The sequence below is a fragment of the Sphingosinicella sp. genome, assembly GCF_041916975.1.
GTDB lineage: Bacteria > Pseudomonadota > Alphaproteobacteria > Sphingomonadales > Sphingomonadaceae > Sphingosinicella.
In genome coordinates this window covers 2,561,769-2,581,460 of sequence record NZ_JAYRYK010000001.1, presented here as the reverse complement: position 1 = coordinate 2,581,460, position 19,692 = coordinate 2,561,769, and the positions used below count along the sequence as shown (strand labels likewise).

The 19,692-nt window shown below is 61.8% G+C and carries 17 protein-coding genes; 9 read left to right on the top strand and 8 right to left on the bottom strand.

Annotation, left to right across the window (positions count from 1 at the left end; genetic code table 11):
- Positions 1-3: 3 nt before the first annotated feature.
- Positions 4-885: an alpha/beta hydrolase gene (locus tag ACE3TJ_RS12255; RefSeq protein ID WP_374596496.1), complete on the bottom strand. Its 882-nt coding sequence runs from the start codon at positions 883-885 to the stop codon at positions 4-6.
- A gap of 273 nt (positions 886-1,158) precedes the next feature.
- Between ACE3TJ_RS12255 and ACE3TJ_RS12250 the strand changes: the two genes are divergently transcribed.
- Both ACE3TJ_RS12250 and ACE3TJ_RS12245 read left to right on the top strand, forming a co-directional pair.
- Positions 1,159-2,871: a thiamine pyrophosphate-binding protein gene (locus ACE3TJ_RS12250; RefSeq protein WP_374596494.1), complete on the top strand. Its 1,713-nt coding sequence runs from the start codon at positions 1,159-1,161 to the stop codon at positions 2,869-2,871.
- 54 nt (positions 2,872-2,925) lie between these two features.
- A complete protein-coding gene (locus tag ACE3TJ_RS12245; protein ID WP_374596492.1) occupies positions 2,926-3,894 on the top strand; it encodes a helix-turn-helix domain-containing protein in 969 nt (322 codons plus the stop codon).
- A gap of 196 nt (positions 3,895-4,090) precedes the next feature.
- On the opposite strand, the gene ACE3TJ_RS12240 is transcribed toward ACE3TJ_RS12245, so the two are convergent.
- The 3 genes from ACE3TJ_RS12240 to ACE3TJ_RS12230 form a co-directional block, all read right to left on the bottom strand.
- The gene (locus ACE3TJ_RS12240) at positions 4,091-5,278 is read right to left on the bottom strand and encodes an alpha/beta hydrolase family protein (protein WP_374596490.1); all 1,188 of its coding nucleotides are present in this window, start codon (positions 5,276-5,278) and stop codon (positions 4,091-4,093) included.
- A gap of 278 nt (positions 5,279-5,556) precedes the next feature.
- Positions 5,557-6,270, bottom strand: a complete 714-nt coding sequence (locus ACE3TJ_RS12235; protein WP_374596488.1) for an anti-sigma factor — start codon at positions 6,268-6,270, stop codon at positions 5,557-5,559.
- Entirely contained in the window at positions 6,260-6,814 is a 555-nt protein-coding gene (locus tag ACE3TJ_RS12230) for an RNA polymerase sigma factor (protein WP_374596486.1), read from the bottom strand. The genes ACE3TJ_RS12235 and ACE3TJ_RS12230 overlap by 11 nt, the downstream gene beginning before the upstream one ends.
- Before the next feature lie 31 nt (positions 6,815-6,845).
- Between ACE3TJ_RS12230 and ACE3TJ_RS12225 the strand changes: the two genes are divergently transcribed.
- The 3 genes from ACE3TJ_RS12225 to ACE3TJ_RS12215 all read left to right on the top strand — a co-directional run bounded on the left by ACE3TJ_RS12225 (position 6,846) and on the right by ACE3TJ_RS12215 (position 10,774).
- Positions 6,846-8,150, top strand: a complete 1,305-nt coding sequence (locus ACE3TJ_RS12225) for a S8 family serine peptidase (protein ID WP_374596484.1) — start codon at positions 6,846-6,848, stop codon at positions 8,148-8,150.
- A gap of 84 nt (positions 8,151-8,234) precedes the next feature.
- Entirely contained in the window at positions 8,235-8,798 is a 564-nt protein-coding gene (locus tag ACE3TJ_RS12220) for a hypothetical protein (protein WP_374596482.1), read from the top strand.
- A gap of 701 nt (positions 8,799-9,499) precedes the next feature.
- Positions 9,500-10,774: a recombinase family protein gene (locus ACE3TJ_RS12215; protein WP_374596480.1), complete on the top strand. Its 1,275-nt coding sequence runs from the start codon at positions 9,500-9,502 to the stop codon at positions 10,772-10,774.
- Between the two features lie 635 nt (positions 10,775-11,409).
- On the opposite strand, the gene ACE3TJ_RS12210 is transcribed toward ACE3TJ_RS12215, so the two are convergent.
- The 3 genes from ACE3TJ_RS12210 to ACE3TJ_RS12200 all read right to left on the bottom strand — a co-directional run bounded on the left by ACE3TJ_RS12210 (position 11,410) and on the right by ACE3TJ_RS12200 (position 14,953).
- Positions 11,410-12,399 (bottom strand): DUF1611 domain-containing protein, encoded by a 990-nt coding sequence (locus ACE3TJ_RS12210; protein WP_374596478.1) that lies wholly within the window; start codon positions 12,397-12,399, stop codon positions 11,410-11,412.
- 62 nt (positions 12,400-12,461) lie between these two features.
- Positions 12,462-13,487: an N-acetyl-D-Glu racemase DgcA gene (dgcA, locus tag ACE3TJ_RS12205; protein WP_374596476.1), complete on the bottom strand. Its 1,026-nt coding sequence runs from the start codon at positions 13,485-13,487 to the stop codon at positions 12,462-12,464.
- 8 nt (positions 13,488-13,495) lie between these two features.
- The gene (locus tag ACE3TJ_RS12200; protein ID WP_374596474.1) at positions 13,496-14,953 is read right to left on the bottom strand and encodes an amino acid permease; all 1,458 of its coding nucleotides are present in this window, start codon (positions 14,951-14,953) and stop codon (positions 13,496-13,498) included.
- A 272-nt stretch (positions 14,954-15,225) separates the two neighbouring features.
- Here ACE3TJ_RS12200 and ACE3TJ_RS12195 point away from each other — a divergent pair, with 272 nt between their 5' ends.
- The 4 genes from ACE3TJ_RS12195 (at position 15,226) to ACE3TJ_RS12180 (ending at position 18,794) form a co-directional block, all read left to right on the top strand.
- Positions 15,226-15,726 (top strand): Lrp/AsnC family transcriptional regulator, encoded by a 501-nt coding sequence (locus ACE3TJ_RS12195; protein ID WP_374596472.1) that lies wholly within the window; start codon positions 15,226-15,228, stop codon positions 15,724-15,726.
- 415 nt (positions 15,727-16,141) lie between these two features.
- A complete protein-coding gene (locus ACE3TJ_RS12190; RefSeq protein WP_374596470.1) occupies positions 16,142-16,726 on the top strand; it encodes a cysteine hydrolase family protein in 585 nt (194 codons plus the stop codon).
- Positions 16,723-18,051 carry a hypothetical protein gene (locus ACE3TJ_RS12185; protein WP_374596468.1) on the top strand — a complete coding sequence of 443 codons (1,329 nt, stop codon included), beginning with the start codon at positions 16,723-16,725 and terminating at the stop codon, positions 18,049-18,051. Before ACE3TJ_RS12190 ends, ACE3TJ_RS12185 begins: the two co-directional genes overlap by 4 nt.
- Positions 18,051-18,794 carry an N-formylglutamate amidohydrolase gene (locus ACE3TJ_RS12180; RefSeq protein ID WP_374596466.1) on the top strand — a complete coding sequence of 248 codons (744 nt, stop codon included), beginning with the start codon at positions 18,051-18,053 and terminating at the stop codon, positions 18,792-18,794. The genes ACE3TJ_RS12185 and ACE3TJ_RS12180 overlap by 1 nt, the downstream gene beginning before the upstream one ends.
- Positions 18,795-18,806: 12 nt before the next feature.
- Here ACE3TJ_RS12180 and ACE3TJ_RS12175 read toward each other — a convergent pair whose 3' ends face one another.
- Positions 18,807-19,673, bottom strand: coding sequence for a MurR/RpiR family transcriptional regulator (locus ACE3TJ_RS12175; RefSeq protein WP_374596464.1), 867 nt, complete (start codon positions 19,671-19,673; stop codon positions 18,807-18,809).
- Positions 19,674-19,692: the final 19 nt, after the last annotated feature.

The window sequence follows — 19,692 nt, the reverse complement described above, 5'->3', positions numbered from 1 at the left end:
CCGTCAGTTCCGGCCCAGAAAGGCGACGATCTCGGCGATCGCCTGATCCGCTTCCTCGACATAGTGCGGAAAGAGGTGCCAGACGTGCACCATGTCGGGCCAGATGTTCAGTTCGACCCGGCCGCCGGCCTCACGGACCTTCTTCTCCAGCGCGATCGCGTCGTCGATCAGGACTTCCTCCGACCCGACCTGGATCAGCAGCGGCGGAAGACCGGAGAGCCCGCAGGTCAGCGGCGACAGTTCGGAACAATCGGGCGCGGTCGGACCGAGGAAGGCCGCGATATCCTGCATCAGGCCGGACCTGTTGATGAAGGGATCCCGGTCGCGCAATCCATCGTAACTGTCGGCCGAACATTGGAAATCCAGTACCGGGCTGATCACGGCGAGGCAGCGGACATTGTCGCCCCCGTCGCGCAGGCGGAGCGCCGCCAGGAGCGCAAGAGAGCCTCCGGCGGAGTCGCCTGCAAGGGCGACATCGTTGCGCGATCCGAAGAGGGCCGCGGCGGCGTCGACCGCCACCATCACATCCTCCAGCGCGGCCGGATAGACATGCTCCGGCGCCAGCCGGTAATCGAGTGCGAAAACCGGCGCGCCAAGGCCTGTCGCCAGCCGGGACGCGATATAGGCGTGCGACGTGGACGAGCCGGCGACGAAGGCGCCGCCGTGCACATAGATGACGCAGCCGCCGTGCCTCGCCTCGGCCGGATCAAACCGCGCGGCGGGGACATTGCCGAGCATGACCGGCGTGGACGGCATCCGCGCATCGGGCGCCCCGAAACGGGCTATCATGTCGGTTTTTGCGCGCCGCTCCGCCGGTGTGACGTTCTGCCTTTGGCCCAACCGTTCCCGCAAAGCCGCCTTGAGCGCGTCGATACCCTGCACCACAGTCCCGTAATCTCCCCGTTTGGGCACGCTTTGCGCAGTGCGCTGAACACCAGATGTGGCGAACAAACGGGTTGTACACGGCGAGCGGACCCGGCCTTTGCGCGAGACCGAAAGAGATTTTGCCTTCGGCGGTTCGGGAGCGGTTCGGACGACAGCCTGCGCGGCCCCGTCGCAGCCAGGTCAAAAATTCATTCGGTGACGGTCAATGATTCTACCGGCCGATGTGAAAGCTTCTGCGGTTGAATGAAGAAGGGGTTGGGTATGACGAACCGCATGACGGTCGGCGAACGTATCGTGCAGAATCTGCTGGCCGAAGGCGTCGAGCTGATCTCCAGCCATGGCGAGTTGTCGCTGATGGAAATCCAGATGCATGCGCTTCGCCAGGGCATGCGCATGGTCGGGGCTCGGCACGAGGCCGCCGGCGTGTTCATGGCCGCTGCTTATTACCGCCTGACCGGGCGACCGCAGGTGGCGATGGGCGCCCAGGGCCCCGGCGCCGCCAACATGCTCGCCGCAGCGATCAGCTGCCGCGAGGAGAACATCCCCGTAATCCTGATCGGCGCGTCGCGCCAGCATGAAAGCACAACCGGGGTGCGGACCGGCCGCTTCCTGCACAGCGAGCTCGTCTTCCCCGCCTTCGCCGGCATCTGCAAATGGGCCGGAAAGATCCTGCATCCGCGGCAGGTCGACGAGATGATGCAGCAGGCCTTTCGCCATGCGATGAGCGGAACGCCCGGCCCGGTCTATGTCGAAGTCGACTACGAAGGGCACCAGCACAGCTTCCCCTACGATCCTCTGCCGCTCACCCGGCGTTATCGCCTCGGCAGCGCCGCCGCCCCGGCTTCCCAGATTCTGCAGGCGGCCGATGCTATCCGAAATGCACGTTCTCCGCTCATCCTCGCCGGCGAGGCCGTGCAGCCCAGCCGCGCCTTCGATCTGCTGCGTCGCCTCGCGCTGTCGATCGGCTGTCCTGCCACCACGCCGATGACCTCACGGGGCGCGGTGCGCGAGGATGAGGATTTCTACATCAATTTCAGCAGCGACACGATCCGCGAGGTCATCGACGAGACCGATCTCGTCATCGCCGTCGGCACCACCATCACCGAACATGTCAATTACGGCCGGCAGCGACATTGGGCGAAAGGTGACATAACCCGCAAGTGGATCATGATCCACGAGGATCCCGCCGCGTTCGGCGTAAACCGTCCGATCGACATCCCTGTTTGCGGCGCGATCGGCGATGTGCTGGGCCAGCTGCTGTCGGCACTCGAAGAGGGGCCGGCGCGAGCACGGAACCCCAGGCTCGGAACGTGGCGCGAGCGGTTTCTCGCGGAACGCAGGCAGCGCATCGAAGCTGCGTCGGGGCTCGTGCCGATGCATCCTTATGAACTGATGGCACGAGCCCGTGAAGCGGTACCCGACGACGCGATCATTATAACCGAGTGCGGCCTGACGGGTGTCTACCTCAATGATGCCTTCGAACAGCGTAGCAACGACTATATATGGAACGTCATTTTCGGCCTGATGGGCGCGGGCCTGCCACATGCGCTCGGCGCGCAGATGGCGGCGCCCGATCGGCGCGTCTGCCTCATCACCGGCGACGGCGGGCTCGGCCCTCACGTCATGGATCTCGAAACGGCCGTGCGCCACGCCCTGCCGGTTGTCGTGATCGTCAACGACGATCAGTCCTACGGCGCGGAATTGGCGGCGCTGGACGCCAAGATGGGGTCGACTCCCGAAGCGCGCTTCCATCCGACCCGCTACGACCAGATGATCGCAGCCGTCGGCGGCCACGGTGAATATGTCGAACGCGCCGACGACATCGCGGCTGCGGTCGCCCGGGCGTTCGCTTCAGAGAAAACCGCGCTGGTACAGGTCCGTGTTGACCGGGACAGCGGTCTGAACCATCTTCCCTTCGGTAATGCCGAACTGTTCAGCTGGGTCCATCAGGATGCGAACGATCAACGCGCTCGAGAAACCTCATGACGCCGCCCCGAGCATGGGCGGAGAGAGCGCGGATCAATCAGGAGATATCGTGACTTGCAACATGCGATGATCGTTCCGGACCAAGGCGCGAGCAACGGGTTCGCTGCGTTCGAAAGCGATTTCTGCCGCTCGCGCTTTCAGGTCGAGGCCCAACGCAAGTTCGGCGGTGATTTTTCCTGGTGTTGGCGATCCCAACTTCTTGGCGACCTTCAGGTCACCAACATGGCATGTGATCCGGTCGCGGTTCGCCGGTCGCAAAAATCCATTTTGAACTCTTCGGCAAACGGCTATTTCGTCACCTTGCAGCTGTCGGGCAATGGGTGCATCGTCCAGAATGACCGCTGCACCGAGTTGCGCCCGGGCGACTTCACCATCATTGATGGGGACAAGCCCTACAGCATCGATTTCGCCATGCCGGTCGAGCGGATCATTCTCAAGATACCGCGGAGTTTCATCAGCCACCGGCAAGATCTGATCAACGGATTGCTGTGCATGCCGTTCGACGGCGCGAAAGGCATCAACAAGATCTTCAAGGACTTCCTGATCGGCCTGTTCGCCTGTTGCGAGGAGATCGAGCAATCGCAGCTCAACGTCTTGTCGCTCTCGCTCATCAACATTTTCTCTCTGACCGTGGAGGCCTCATACTGCGGCGGCGGGCACAGTGATCTCTCGACACATCAGGATGGTCTGCTACGCCGGATCAAGGACTATATAGAGATCAGGCTTGCGGACCCGGAACTGTCGATCGAGGCGATCGCCGCCTCGCACCAGATCACCAGCCGTTACCTGCACATGCTGTTCAGCCAGACCGGCAGCACCGTGGCGACCTGGATCAGGGACCGGCGGCTTGAACGCTGCAAGGCCGATTTCGAGAACCCCGCTTTGCTCAAGAAGACAATATCGGAAACTTGCTATTCTTGGGGCTTTAACGACCTTGCCTACTTCAGCAGGACCTTCAAACTCAAATACGGCCGGTCACCGCGAGAGGTACGGGCCGACCTTGGCTGTGCGCGTTCGAGCTAGCCTGAGGACACCGGCCGCTATTGTTCCGACACAAACGATGCTGGTTTGAATGTCTTGGTCGAACGCTTAATGGTCGTATTCTGCCGACTTTGCGAACATCCTCCGCGCAGATTGGCTTCCCCAATAGCCGACGTCTCTTCAGATGCCCCGCGACGGCGGGCTTTGTCCTGAAGCCGAATGGCAGGTTGTGGTTGGCCTACCGGTCGAGTTCGCCGTCGGTGTGGATCAGAGGCATTGCGTCAGCTTCGGATGGTTTGGCCCCGTCATCGGCTGTGCCGGTGCGATAGTGTTCGAAGAAGGTGAGCGTCCGCGCAATCATGTCCGGAGCGTTCAGCGTCATCGAGTGGGTGTCGCCCTCGTAGATGTGTAGTTCGAAGGGCGTGCCGGCCTTGTTTAGCCCCTGCGCCACGTCGAGCGCGTCCTTGACCGGCACGCGCCAGTCGGCAGTGCCATGAAACAGTATAGTGGGCACCTTGATCTCATCCGCCCACAGGATGGCAGAGCGACGGTCGAGCGCGGCCTCCGGGTCTGCGGCATAATCCGTCATCATGCGAGCCCGCATCGGCATCAACTTCGGCCGGTTCGCGTCGCGAACACTACCGGCGCCGGCCCGGATGGCCATGGCGCGCATCGGAAACCCCTCCCGCGCCAGCATATAGGCCTGCATCCCTCCGCGGGAGCCGCCGAACACGAAGGTCTGAGACGTGTCGACATAGCCCAGCGCTTGCGCCAGCGGCACCAGGTTCCGGACATCGTCAAGGTCGCCCCGACTGCCAAAGCCATCAGAGCCGTCGCTGCCCGGCCCACCGCGATACTGCGTGGCAAGCACCACATAGCCGGCCTTCAGAATGGCGTGCCAGCCTTGGTACAACCATGGCTGCATCGGGCCGAACTTGTTGTTGCCGCCGCGCAACGCGATCAGCAGCGGCAGGCGCTTGCCTTCTATGTCAATGGGCTTCCACAGGAGGCCGGCGATCCGCAAGCCGCCGCTTGCGTAGCGGATGACCCGGCATTCGAAGCCGCGATAGGCCAGCTCCTCCTCGACCCGCGCCCGATCCGAGAGCGCTGCCGCCAGCTGCGCGTCGCTGATCGGCGGCATGACCAGGTTTTCCTCACGCGCTGCCTCCACCTCGCTGTCGAGATCCGCGCGGATCATTCGGACGAAGTCTTCGTAGGAGCGGTTCGGGTTGGGTGGACAGAGTTCGGACGATAGTAGTGTCCCGTCCGGTGCATCGGTTTGTGCCAGCGCGGGACTTGCGGCGATGACCAGCAGACTGAGAAGTAAAATCAGGCGCCGCCTTATGCCGGCACCCTCCAGCGCATCAACCGGCCGGCGGGCGACCGCTAGGTCCCGATCGGAATAAGAATTGAAGACGTGGCCCATATGCACCCCCCGATTGCAGTGGTGGCACAAGCAGAAACGGGACGCCAGCGTGAGAAGCGGGGGCTGATTTGGGGAAGCTGCGCGAGCCGTTTGCACGACCGCATTCTCGTGCGAAGTTGCCGTTCGGTCTGACTTTTTCCGCCAACAGAGCTGACGTTAGTGTGGCTGTACGGGCTCCTTGAAAGCCTCCCATTTATATATATTGCCTGCTGGCCGCATCAGAGTGGTTGTATCCAGAAATAGCCGCTGCCTAAGGCATATACCTTGCGCACCGTGCTTCAACGACTGGCCCATCCGGATTGCCGGGCGCGCCGCTCCATCTCGGCGTCGAAAGGGTCGCCAGCGATGACGGCATCGACATAGGTCATCGCGGCTGCGTTTGCAGTTCCCGCCATGCGGTAGGTGCCGCCCGCTGGGCCGTCGTGAGCGAAGAGCGCGCGGATCGTCCATGCATCGCTCTCGCGGCAGGCCACACCCGAGGTGGTGCTCGTATCAAAGGTGCGGCACACATCGCCGTCTGCATTCCGGAAGGTCAGACGGACCTGAACCGCACGCGGTGAAGCGCCGGCACTGGCAAGCTGGGTATCGAGGGCATCCGCGATCGCGGCGCTCGCCACCATGTGATTGCCCTCCATCGCCGCCGGCGCCTCCGGCGGCTGCGCCAGCATATGACCGCCGAACAGACCGGCGACCAACGCCGCGGCCACGGCCGCCCACTGCGGCAGGCCAAAGCCCCGCCGTTGTGCGCTTTCCGCACGCGCTGCTCCAATGCCCGCGACATTGGCACCGCCCGCGATGGCAGCAATACCGGCTGGCACGGGCGCGTTCGCAATGGGATCGAAAGCCATGCGGAGCCGCGCGCGCAGCCGGCGCTGCGCCTCCAACCGCACCGACAGGGCAGGGTCGGCCTCAACCGCCGCCGCGATGCGCTGCGCCTCTTCCGGCGGAAGCTCGCCATCCAGATAGGCATAGAGGGTTTCGTCATCGATCATCGCTTCGTCCTTCACCCACCAGCGCGAGCAGCGCATTGCGGCCGCGCACCAGCCGGCTCGACAAGGTGCCGACTGGAATCTCCAGAACCTCCGCCGCCTCCCGGTAGCCCAATCCTTCGATGAGCACGAGCGAGACGGCCTCGCGCTGCTCGTCTGGCAATTGCGACATCGCGGCCATGAGCAGGCGGAGGTCCATCCCAGCCTCGATCCCCGGTCGGGGATCATGTCCCACCTGGTCTCCTGCCTCGGCGGGAAGCGTGCGCGCCCTTTCGCGGCTTCGTGCACGTGCCGTGTCTATCCAGGCATTGCGCACGATGCGGTAGAGCCAGGAATCGAGGCGCGTGCCGGATTGCCACTGCCCCCGCGCCTTCAACGCGCGCTCGACCGCGATCTGTGTTAGATCATCGGCATCGACCGCGCTGCGCGACAGACCATGCGCGAAACGCCGCAGACGCGGCAGCATTGCGGTCAGGCCCTCTTCGAACGCTTCCAAGCCTTTTCCTTTCACCTTCGTGGATGAAACGCTCGCCGCACATCGTTTCATCCATGACTGAAAAAATTTATAAGGAACGACCATGAAACGGCAAACCACAGCACTGATGATGGCCGCAGCATTACTTTGCAGCGGTGCGCAGGCTCAGTTACTTCCGGGCGCTGTGAGCCAACTGCCCGGCCAAGTGGTGGGCGGTGTGCTTTCGCCCCTGCGGGGCACACCACAGACCGTCGGCGGCATCGTCGACACACTTGGTCTGCGGACCGTGGACGCGCTGGACCGTGTGTCCCTGCGCGATCTACGCCGCGCGCGTCTTGAGGCGCTGATCCGCGCCAATCGCGATGTGCTTGAGGCAGATGCCGATGGCAATCCGGTACGACGCGGCGAAATCATCGCGATCGATGCGTCACCTGCCCTGCTCGATCAGGTGCGCGCGGCGGGGTTTCCCGTGCTGCGCGAAAGCGGCCTTCATGACCTGGGTATCCGCATTCATGTTCTTGGCGTGCCCAAAGGCGATACTGTGCGTGAGGCGCTGAAGCGTCTTAGCCGGCTTGCCCCTGACGGCCAGTTTGAAATGAACCACGTGTTTGAGCCGGCGGGTGGCGCGTTGATTGCGGTGAGCAAGGCGATGGCCGCATCGGCGCTGCCTGCCGCGCGCCCGATTGGCATCATCGATGGGGGTGTCGCCGCGCATCCCGCTCTCTCACATGCGCGCATCACACAGCGTGGATTTGTGCAGGGCGCGCCGCAGGCAAGCGGGCACGGCACCGCGATAGCCTCGTTGCTTGTGGGCAAGGACGGCGCTTTCCGGGGCGCGGCCGTCGGGCGCTCGCTTCTTGCCGCAGACGTCTATGGCGGAAATCCGGCGTCTGGATCGGCTGAGGCGATATCAAGAGCCTTCGGCTGGCTTGCCGCCAGCGGCGCAGAGGTCGTCAACATCAGCCTCGTTGGTCCGCCTAATCGACTATTGGCGCGCGCCGTAGAGGTCAGCCGCCAGCGCGGAATCACGATCGTTGCGGCTGTCGGGAACGACGGGCCCGCTGCGCCGGCGATGTATCCGGCATCTTATCCCGGTGTTATCGCCGTTACCGGCGTCGATGCACGCAACAAGGCGCTCCTAGAAGCGGGACGCGCAGGGCATCTCGATTTTGCAGCGCCCGGCGCTGATATGGTGGCAGCACTTCCTGGCGAGGGTTATGCGAAGGTGCGCGGCACGTCTTTCGCCGCACCGCTTGTCGCCGCGCGTTTTGCGGCTGCGAGCGGCTCTTCTGATGCACGTGAACGCATAGTCGGTGCGGAAGCCGTGCCTGGCCGTGGCAAGGTGGGCCGAGGCATCGTCTGCAAGACGTGCCGCAACGCGCCGGGAGATGTCCTCGTAAAAAAATAGAGCGTCACGGGATGAACCGTGAAGCCGGGATCGTTCTCCTTCTGACGGGCCACAAACAGGCCCCGACCCTGAAGGAGAAGACTCATGAAACGGATTATCATCACAGCGTTTGCTGTTGCCGCGATTTCAGCGCCCGCCCATGCGCAGCTTCTCGGCAACGTCAGCGGCACGCTGAACGGCGCGCTCGGGGGCGCCGGATCGCTCGGCGGTTCTCTTGGCCCGCTTGGCTCGGCCACCCAGAGCGTCACCGGATCGGTCACGGGTTCGGGCAGCGCTGAAGCCAGCCGATCGGTTGACGCGCGTTCCGGCTCCGCCAGCGCGAACGCCGGCCTTGCAGGCACGGTTGCCGGTACAGTGACGAGTGCAACCTCCGCGGTTGGACCGGCGGGCACGCTGGTCGACGGAAACGGCGCACTTTCTGCAAGTCACAGCATCGATCGCAGTGCCGGCGTCGCTATTCAGGCTGTCGGCACGGACGCAGCGCGAAACCTCGCCGGCGAAGTCACTGCCGCAGCCGAAGGCACGGCGCGGAGCGCGGTGGACACAGCCCGTTCGGCCCAAGTCAGCGGCAACAGCAGCGCTGAAGGATCGGCGACAGGCGCCCTTGCCGCAGCCCGGAGTCCTGAACCGAAATCCGCTGCGAACTAAGCGTTTGTACAAGTTGCCTAGCCTCGTCCCGGCCTTCCCCTGGAAGGCCGGGATTAGCCAATTCCCGGAATGCTCGCTCCAGATGAAAACCTCAGTCAAATACTGCCGTTTCAACCCAGTATGAACGACCGCTTCCGCCTGAAAACCGGACGTTCACGGCCTGAATTGCGCTCGTCGAAACTTGCCGTACATTCAGGCGCTGGTTGAGTAGCGCGAATGGCAAAAATTGGGACTAAGCAGTCGTTGCAGACCAATCTTTCGAACGGCAGGTCCTGTCCGTAGCCGCATCCAGCCTTTGTTAGCCCGCAATGACTACCACGAGTAGCACGAGCCTACCTTCGCGAGAAATTCCGTGAGCTGCGGAAGTATCTTGTTCAGGCCATCAAGATTCCCGCCGAAAAGTCCGGCTTTCAGTTCCGGCGAAGTTGCGGAGAGGGCGCGCAGATAGTCCATTCGCTGATTTAGGCTCGTGCCACCTTCGCGCCGCCATACGAAGCGCTCAGGTGGAACCCAGAACCAGAGATCCTTACCTTCCATCGCCGGCAGCCTTTGGTAACCTGACTCCGCCGCGATCAGGAACTCACTGTCGTCCCAGACCGTGTCGGCTTCATTTGGTCCGACGACGATGTCTTTAGCCTCATATGGGAAAATCTTTGAAAAGTAGTCACTGTGCGGCGTGTGATGGTTTTCGAGCCCCGAGCATGGGACGGCTCACCCTGAACGTGCTGCTCAGCTTCGCGCAGTTCGAGCGCGAAGTGACCGGCGAGCGCATCCGAGACAAGATTGCGGCATCGAAGAAGAAGGGCCTGTGGATGGGTGGGCCCGTTCCGCTCGGTTACGAGGTACGGGAGCGGAAGCTGCACGTCGTCGGGAGTGAGGCGGCAACGGTCCGGGACATCATGGAGCGCTACCTTAGGACCGCTTCCGCTGGCACGCTGATCGATGAGCTGGAACGCGCCGGCATCCGTACCAAGATCCAGCACCGGGTGAGTGGTCCGCATCGCGGCGGCATCCCGTTCCGCAGGGGCAGTCTCTACCATCTCCTGAAGAATCCGATCTACCGCGGGTTCATTGTTCACAAGGGCAAGACGTATCCAGGCGAGCACGAAGCCATTGTAGACGAGGATCTCTGGAACGCAGTGCAACAGAAGCTCATCGAGAATGCAGCCCGGAGGCGAACCCGGTCCAACGGCAAGCAGAACGCCCTGCTCACCGGATTGCTGCACGATGGCCTTGGCCGGCGGATGACACCCTCATACGCAAACCGGCAGGGCAAGCGTTATCGCTACTACATCACCCATGCGCAGGAGCGTCAGGGCACGAACGGCAATGCGATGCGTGTACCCGCCCATGACCTCGAACAGATGGTCATTCAGCGGGTAAGGGATTTTCTTCGCGATGACACCGCCGTTCAGGAAGCATCGGGCACGCAACATGCAATGGCGATGCAAGCCTGCCTCGATCGAGCTTATGCGGCAGCAGAAACACTGGCGGTTTCCAACGCTGAAGATCTTCGCGAGGAACTCCGTCGCATCATTGCCCGCGTTGATCTCCACGACAATCACATCGACGTCGGCGTCTGCCTCTCCGCGCTGATGCCGGGAAGCGATCAGATCCACACACTGAGCTCGCCGGTCGAACGCCTTCGACGCGGTCATGTCATCAAGCTGGTCTTTCCTGGATCGGAGCCCGCAACGACGAACACGGACTCGAACCTGATCGATCTCCTCGCCGAGGCTCATGCCGTACGGCAAGCGGTTCTCGAAGGAAAAGGATCACTCGCGCAGATTGCAGCGCGGCTCGGGCGCTGCCGCGGCCATCTCGCCGACAGGATGCGTCAGTCGTATCTTGCGCCCGATATCGTCACGGCAATCCTTGAAGGGCGGCAGCCCGCATCGCTGACCCGGAAGAAACTCCTCGCAACTCCGTTCTCACCCGACTGGGAAGAACAGCGACGGCAACTCGGATTTATCTGACGCGGGATATTTCCGAATAAATCGGGCTCCGGAATGGAGCCCTTTTTATTGCAGAATAGACACCGGAATCATCGCATCATTCGTGCAGCAGATGCGCAGCAATCGCGCATCGCAGCTGGGGCCGGGTTTTTACTGACGGGAGACACGGGCCATTTCTGAAGGGCGTATCTGCGGCCAGAGACTGAAGGCTGTTGGCAGGAGCTTGAAGCGAGGGTCGAAACCCCCGGAAACTCGGCCATATTCTGGCGGAGGAAGAGAATTTCTCTTCTATATCAACGCCTTAACACTGAATGGTGCGTAACACAGTCTATGGTGCGCGGGTCTCAGGGAGTATTTTCCCTGTTCTACAGGAATTTACAGGGAAAATTGGAGAAATAACACGGGAAGCATGCGGCACAGCTTACGAAGCGCACTGGATTTCTGCCATTTTTCTGTAGAATTTGCCGTTTCGGGAACAGGGAAACAAAGCGCTGCAAACAAGGAAAGTCGATCGCGCGATCAGGGAAGCCCGTAAGCGTTCGGGGGTTACACACCTGTCCTCTGGAATGACGGCCGGCCTCTATTTGTACGGCAGCAGCCCGCACGGCTGGAGGCTGGCTTCCAAGCATGTCATTGACCATCTGCTGGAGAATCGCTCACACGAAGGCGTCAACCAGCTCTTCAACGCCAAATCGTATGGGGTCCGTGCAAGGCAAGCCGGTTCGCTGCGAATATTCCAGTAGCAACACCTTTGCCGCTTCCGGTTCCATAGACGATGTGTTCAGGCTGATCCCGGCAACCCGTGCGGCAGGGTTCGTAAGCCTTGCGGCCTCGGTGTAGCGCGCAATCGCCTCTTTCAGGCCCGGTTGCGGGTAGAGCTCGAAATCACCGAGACGGGTTCTGGAAGGATCAGCGCAGAATATCATCGCTTCAGGCTGTGTCCCGTGAATCAGGCCCAGCGTCACACCGGCATAAGCCGGATGAAAGAGCGCACCTTGCCCCTCGACAATGTCCCAGTGATCGTCAGCCGCAGAGGGGGACAGTTCGGCTGCCGCCGCGGCAATGAAGTCTGCCACCACGGCATCGATGGCAATTCCGCTGCCCGCGATAAGAATACCCGTCTGGCCGGTTGCCCGAAAATCGGCATCGACACCTCTGGCGCGCAGCGCCTTTTCGATAGCGAGGGCCGTGTATTTTTTCCCGACCGCACAATCCGCCCCTACGGTCAGCAGACGCTTTCCGGAACGCTTCTCGAAAGCGCCTATCGAGAATGTCTTTCTCGGGTATCGCACATCCCAGAGCGAGCGTGCGAGTTCATCCGCCACCGGTTTGATGCGCGGATGGTCGTTCAGCCTGGTGTGGAGACCGCTGGCGATGTCGAGCCCTGCCCGCAGCGCTGAAATGATATCGTCGACCCAGGCCTCCGGAAGGATGCCGCCGGCCGGAGCGCTCCCGAGGAGCATGGTCCGCGCGCCGTTTCTGTGGGCTTCGGCAAAGTCCATGTCCGGAAGACCAAGATCGATCATGGAGGCAGGATAGCGATACTGGGCCAGCGCCTGCTCCGGCCGCCAGTCCCGCACGCCGAAGGCTGTTTTCGCGTGCTTCGCATCGCCAATGAACAACAGGTAGGGCGTTTTGATTTTCATTTGAGGTCTCCAGAAGCGAGGGGGTCGGTGCGGCGCAGCCAATGTTCGTGAAACACCGCGTGTTACCCCCAAAGATGAGGCGACGGAGGATCGATCCATCCGTCATGATAGTTGAGCCCGGGGAACCGATCCGACCCCATAAGCAGAGGCGCATCCAGGTCGACGAAGCGGCAATGCGGCGCAAGCAACATCGCCGGCGCCATCGCCATCGAGGTGCCGAGCATACAGCCGACCATCACATCCAGCTTCAGATCGGCCGCGCGGCGCAGCAACCGGACTGCCTCCGTCAGCCCCCCACTCTTGTCGAGCTTGATGTTCACGACATCGTAGCGACGCGACGCCATTTCGAGATCGGCCACGACATGAACGGATTCGTCCGCGCCCACGGGAATGGGGCGCGTCATACACTCAAGGGCATCGTCCTGCCCGGCGGCTAATGGCTGTTCGAGCATCAGGACACCATGGCGCGAAAGCACGGCCATGTACGCTCCGAGCTGTGATACATGCCATGCTTCGTTCGCATCCACGATCAGATGCTTTTCGGGAATAGCCATGCGAATGGCAGCCATGGTTTCTTCCACCTGCTCCGGACCAAGCTTGATCTTGAGCATATGATGACCCGAAACGCCCCGCGCGGCTTCCGCCATCGCGTCGGGAGGTCCGAGACTGATGGTCATGGCCGTTTCCACGGGTACCGGTTCGCCCAGGCTGAGAAGCTTCCAGACCGGCATACCGCGCACCTTCGCCATCAGATCCCAGTATGCACAATCGACAGCGTTGCGCGCGGCACCGGCAGGAACATGGTCATGCAGTTCCGACCAGCGCGCACCGTTCGCAAGCGCCTCCAGAAGCCGGCTGATCTCGGAGAGAACCGATTCCGTGCTTTCGCCGAAATGCGGCACAGGGCAACATTCTCCGCGCCCCATCTGGCCTTGCGTCGTGAGGCTGACAACCGGCAGGTCCACCACATCCTGCGCACCGCGCGCAATGACGAACGGTGTGGCCAGCCGCCATTTTTCGAGGCTCACCGCAGTCGTCAGCGGCTGTCCCGCTTCGAGTTCGGCCAGAACAGCCAGAGGATCGCGCATATCCACGCCTATTGATCCGCGAGGGGTATGGCGGCGCCGGACACGGGTAACAAACCGCGCCCCACGCGGGAATGGCGATAGCCATAAAGCGCATACACGGCCGCACCGCACGCGATGTATCCGCCGAGGAGGCCCGCGGGCAGAAGCTCGCCATCATACGCCCGCGCGGCGATATCGATGACGAGCGGCGCTACCATGACAAGGCACATGAATATTCCAAGCGCGGGAACGATGCCGATCCACCAGCCGCGCACGCGAATGGCGCCGCCGGGCACACGGAACGGACGCTCCATCTCGGGCTGGTGATTGCGCAGCCAGATCACGGAAAAGCACACGATTGCGAACGAGATCGCCGTTCCGAGACTGATGAGATCGCCGAGCAGCGTGATCGGCAGCAGACCGGCAATCAATGCCATACCGGCGCCCACGGCGATCGTGCCGAGCCACGGTGTCTGGAACCGGGGGTGCAATTTGCAGAAGATCTGCGGCAGGAGCCCGTCGCGCGCCATTGCGTAAAAGATGCGCGACTGGCCGTAAGCGGTGGACAGGATGATCGAGGTGAGACCCACCACGGCACCCACCTTGACGAACATCAGCAGCGCCGGCTTGCCGATACGATCCACCGCCAAAGCGAGCGGATCCGTAACACCGAGTTCGCGGAACGGAACGACACCGACCATGACCCACGCGACGGCGATGTAGAGCGCCGTGCAGACCGCCAGCGAACCGAGGATGCCGATCGGCATGTCTCTTTGCGGATTGCGCGCCTCCGCCGCCGCCGTGGAAACGGCTTCAAAACCGATATAGGCGAAGAAGATAAGGGAAGCGGCCCGGAATATGCCCTGCCAGCCATAAGCGAACCCACCCTCGTTAGGCGGGATGAAGGGCTGGTAGTTTGCCGGAACCACCGCGCTCACGCCGAACGCAACGAACACGAGCAGGACCGTCACCTTGAGCATGACGATCGCACTGTTGATCCCGGCCGCGCCCCGAAGACCGAAGATCAGCGGTACGACCATGACGGCGACAGCCCCGCTCGCGATCAGGTTGACGCTGCTCCCGGCGATGAACGTGTAGCCGCCATTGCCCTGAACGGACTGGACAAGCGGTGTCGCGATCACGGCCGGTATGGAGAGACCGAACTCACCCAGAAGGCTGACGAGATAGCCAGAAAAGCCCACGGACACGGTGGCACCGGCGATGCCGTACTCTAGGATCAGAAGCCAGCCCAGAACCCATGCCGGCAGCTCGCCGAGCGTGGAATAGGCGTATGTGTATGCCGAGCCTGTCACGGGCATCGTGGATGCCAGCTCCGCATAACACAGGCCTGCGAACACGCACGCAAGCGCCGCGACTACGAAAGAGGCGATAATCGCCGGCCCCGCGAAGTTTGCCGCCGCGGTCCCCGAAAGCACATAGATGCCGGAACCGATGATCGACCCGATACCGAGCAGCAGCAGGTGCACAGGCCCGAGTGCCCGAACGAGCTCACCAGATGCGGACTCCCTTCTTATCTGTTCAAGGGGCTTGCATGAAAACATGGATTTCTGACGTGTCATCGGGAGACTTCCTTCCGGTCGGGAAAGCGGATTGAACGGCCCGCGAAACGGCATCGCCGATCGCCGCAACGACGATCGGGCCGGCTTTCGCGGCACGTTGACGATGATCGGGGCTTCGCTAGTGTCGACAGGTCCGCGGATTCCGTTCCGCTGCCGCGTCCGTTTGGGGAATCGTCAGGATGGCGCTCAGAATCAAGATCGATGCGATCGACTGGAAAATACTGAAGGTCCTTGCCGGCCGGGGACGGATCACAAAGACCGAACTCAGCGAAGCCGTCGCCTTGTCGGCGACGCCCTGCCACGAGCGCATGAGAAGACTCGAGGAGTCGGGTGTGATCGCCGGCTACCGCGCCGAAGTCGACCTTTCCGCAATCAGTTCCCTTGTCTACTTCATCACGACGATCCGCATCTCCGACTACGAATTCGCCCAGGTGAAGGCCTTCGAGGCCGCCTGCATTGCCGAACCTGCAATTCTGGAGTGCATATCCGTTCTCGGCGAAACCGACTATGTCATGAAGACGGCAACGCTGGACTTCGAGGAATACGAATCCGTCGTCACCAGGCTCTTCAGGTCTCAGAGTTTCACGGTTCATTACACGACACATCCCGTCAGCCGGACACTGAAGAGCTATGATCAGCTGGGACTGCTCGATCGCTGCAAACCCACCCGAGCGCGTTGACGGAGCACTGCCTTTCGGCCGCTGCAGACGGTCGGCAGCGCAATCCGCCGAACCGGCTGTGACAATGTATGCTGCAGGTCATGAAGCTGCTCCGCGCGATGACGTCGAGCATGGGGTAGCGCACCTTGCGCAGGAAAAGTCTCCATATTCCCGTCAAAAAACAGGGATTTATCGTAGAGCCTTTCTCGGAGACTCAGATCACGCCGCGGCGGCGTCGGGTAGAAAGGGGCGACGATTTACAATGTAGGAAAATTACCAGATATATAAATATATGGATTTTCTAGAAATAAATCATCATACCGATTCGCATGATCATCCCGGGCTGCGGTTCGGGGGCAAACCGTGAGTGTCAGGAGCATTTTTGATGGAACCGTCCTTCACGCGCGATGCGCCTTATGCGGCCCGGCGCACTGCATTGCTTCTGGTCGACATGCAGCGAATCTGGCTTGAGCCCGGTCGCAATCCCCGGCATCCTGACTGGGACCGTAAGCATCCTTTCTACGAACGCGTGTGGTCCTCCACGATTCCCAATCAGGTCCGGCTTTTGGAAGCGGCCCGTGAAGCCGGAATCGAGGTCTTGCATACGATCATCGAAAGCCTGACGATAGACGGGCGCGATCGATCTCTGGATCACAAGCTTTCAAACATTCACGTTCCGCGCGGTTCGGAACTCGCGCAACCCGTATCGTCGCTCGCTCCGGGACCCGACGAGATCGTTCTGCCCAAAACCTCGTCAGGCGTCTTCAATTCGACCGCGATCGACTACGTGCTGCGCAATCTCGGCGTGGAGTTTCTGGTCGTTGCCGGCATCATGACCGATCAGTGTGTCGATATGGCGGTCCGTGACGGCGCAGACCGCGGCTATATGGTCACGTGCGTCGCGGACGCCTGCGCAGCACAGACCGCGGAACGTCACGAAACGGCCCTGAAAGCGTTCGGCGGCTATGGCTGGATCACCGATACCGAAACTGTTGTCGCCCGGTTTGGTGTGCTGAAATGAGCGCCGTTCAGCCGGGCTCGCCACTGACGAGCATTGTCACCACCGATCTCGGTGCAATCACTCGCGGCCGTGCCGTGTCGGCCAAACGTTTCGATGAAGGCAGCGCCATCAGTATCGGCTGGCTTCCCGCCAACATTTCGCTCACGCCGTTCAATGGCATTGCGACACCCAATCCATGGGGCTCCATCGGCGACCTGCGACTGGTCGCCGACGCATCCGCCCGCTACCGGACGGCAAGCACCGGCGCCGCAACGCCTTTCGACATGGTGATAGGGGACATCGTCGAACTCGACGGCACGCCATGGGCCTGCTGCCCCAGGGCGATCCTCCGCGAAGCTCAGGAAGCACTGAAGGCTGCCACCGGCCTCACGATGATCGCCGCATTCGAGCAGGAATTCCAGATGCTCGGGGTTTCATCGCCTCCCGCGCCCTGCCTGTCTCTTGAGGCGCTTCGCAGGCTGGACCCGTTCGGACCGATGTTCATGGGCGCGCTGGCAGAGGCCGGTGTGGAGCCGGAAACGTTCCTTCCTGAATTCGGAGACGGCCAGTTCGAAATCACCTGTCGTCCCGCTGAGGCTCTGGTTGCGGCAGACCGTGCTGTGGCAATCCGCGAAATCGCGCGGGAAATCGCCCGGACCATGGGCTGGCGTGCCAGCTTCACACCGAAATCCCGGCCCAATGCGGTGGGCGCAGGTGTGCATATCCATTTCAGCTTCCGCGACGCATCCGGAAATCCTGCGACATACCATCCGGATGGGCCGGGCGGATTGGCGCCGAAGGCCGAAGCCTTCTGCGCCGGCATCCTTCGTCACATGCAGTCGATCGTGGCATTCACAGCATCCAGCATACCTTCCTATTATCGGTTGCGTCCGCACAACTGGAGTTCGTCATACACGTGGCTTGCGGAACGCAATCGCGAAGCTGCGCTGCGGATCTGCCCCACGACATCGTTGTTCGGCCAGAAGCCGGACGGACAGTTCAATATCGAGTATCGGGCGGCCGACGCGACAGCCAATCCCTATCTTGCATTGGCTGCGATTATTCGTGCCGGTCTCGAGGGGATTTCCACCGGGGCACGTATCCCGGCCTTCACGTCGGATGACCCCACGACGATGACGGCGAGTCAGCGCGAAGCCTTGGGACTTCGACGGCTTCCGGAAACGCTGTCGGACGCCCTTGCGGCATTGCTTGCCGATCCCGCCGCCATGAGCTGGTTCGATCCACGGCTGGTGGCAAGCTTCGAAGGCGTCAAGACCGCCGAAATTACGGCAGCTTCCGGCAAGACACCGGAAGCCGTCTGCGAAACCTATGGCGCGATCTACTGATGAACGGAAACGCCTCGGCCGATTGGCCAGCCGCCGTCACGGTCGTGAATGAAGGCGGGCTATCCGACATCGTTCTGCTGTGCGAACATGCATCCAACCACATGCCCGCGGAATACGGCAGGCTCGGCCTTTCGCCGGCGGACTGCGAACGGCATATCGCGTGGGATATCGGCGCGGCCGAGCTCACTCGCCTTCTGAGCGCGGCTCTCGATGCGCCGGCATTCCTTTCAAACTATTCCCGGCTGCTCATAGATCTCAATCGCCCGCTGCATGTGCCGGCGTGTATTCCCGCCCGGTCCGAGGAGACCGATATTCCGGGGAATGTCGGCGTACCCGAAACGGAAATCGATCGACGCATTCGGAATATGTTCGATCCTTACCATGTCAGCGTATCCGAGCATATCGATGCGCGAGAGCGCGAAGGTCGCGGAACGCGCATCGTATCGATCCACAGTTTCACGCCCACATTCCTGGGTAAGGACCGGCCATGGCACGCCGGCATCCTTCACGGTGATGCCGCCACCTTCGCCCAGCAGGTCATCGCCTCTCTGCGCCGCGGATCAGACCTCGTCGTCGATGCGAACGTACCTTATATCGTCAGCCCGGACGACGATTATGGCCTACTGGTGCATGGCGACCAGCGTGGTTTCCCGGCGATCCTTGTGGAGATTCGCCAAGACCTTCTCGCCCGGGATGCAGACATCATCTGCTGGTCGGAAAGGCTTGCAGAAGCGCTTCAGTGAGACTGGAAGCAATCACTCTTCAATGGATGTATCGACCGTGACTGCGTTCAATGAGCGAATGGCATCGAGGGACTGAACCCGGTTCCGAACCTTGTCGTCAGCACGGTCCAGGCAATAGGCGACCAGCGCTTCCATCTGCGCGACAGGGGCAGCAAGTGAATCGTAGGGCGATTCAACCTCGACCTGACTGATGATGACCGTTTCAGCGATTTCCGCGATCGGCGACATCCAGATATCGGTGAAGAGTACGATCCGCGCGCCGCGTTCGCTTGCCTGCCAGGCGAAGCGGATAACGTTGTTCTGATACCGGCGGTAGTCGAACACAACCAGCACATCGCGCCGGTCGACATCAAGCAGCAGGTCGAAACTTTCATCCGCGAGCGCACCGACATCGGTAACGCGCGGGCGAAGCTGATGCAGATAGGCGGCCAACATCCCGCCGACATGCCGACTGAACCGTCCGCCAAGCACGAATGCACGACCTTTGGATTCGAGGATCAGTTCGGCAGCGCGGTCGTATGCGGGCTTCAGCATCGCGTTCGCGGCTTCGTCGACCGTGCGCGCGACCGAGCGCAACAGCGTTTGCGTCCGGTCCTCATCAGCCCGGACGCCGCGCTTGGCGTCGATCATCATGAGCGGCGAACGCAGCCGCTCTTCGACCTCTCCCAGCAGGCTTGCCTGAAACTGCGCGAAGCCCGTGAAACCCAGTTTCGTGATCAGGCGCGTGATCGTCGGGTCGCTGACAGCTGCCTTCCGCGCCAGATTTGATGCCGATTCCAGCCCCGCGATGGGATACTCGTTCAGAAGCACCTGCACGACGCGCTGTTCCGACGGCGTCAGGCTAAGATCAGGTTGGGTAAGGATGTCTCTAACCTGCATCACTATCCTTGGAACTGGC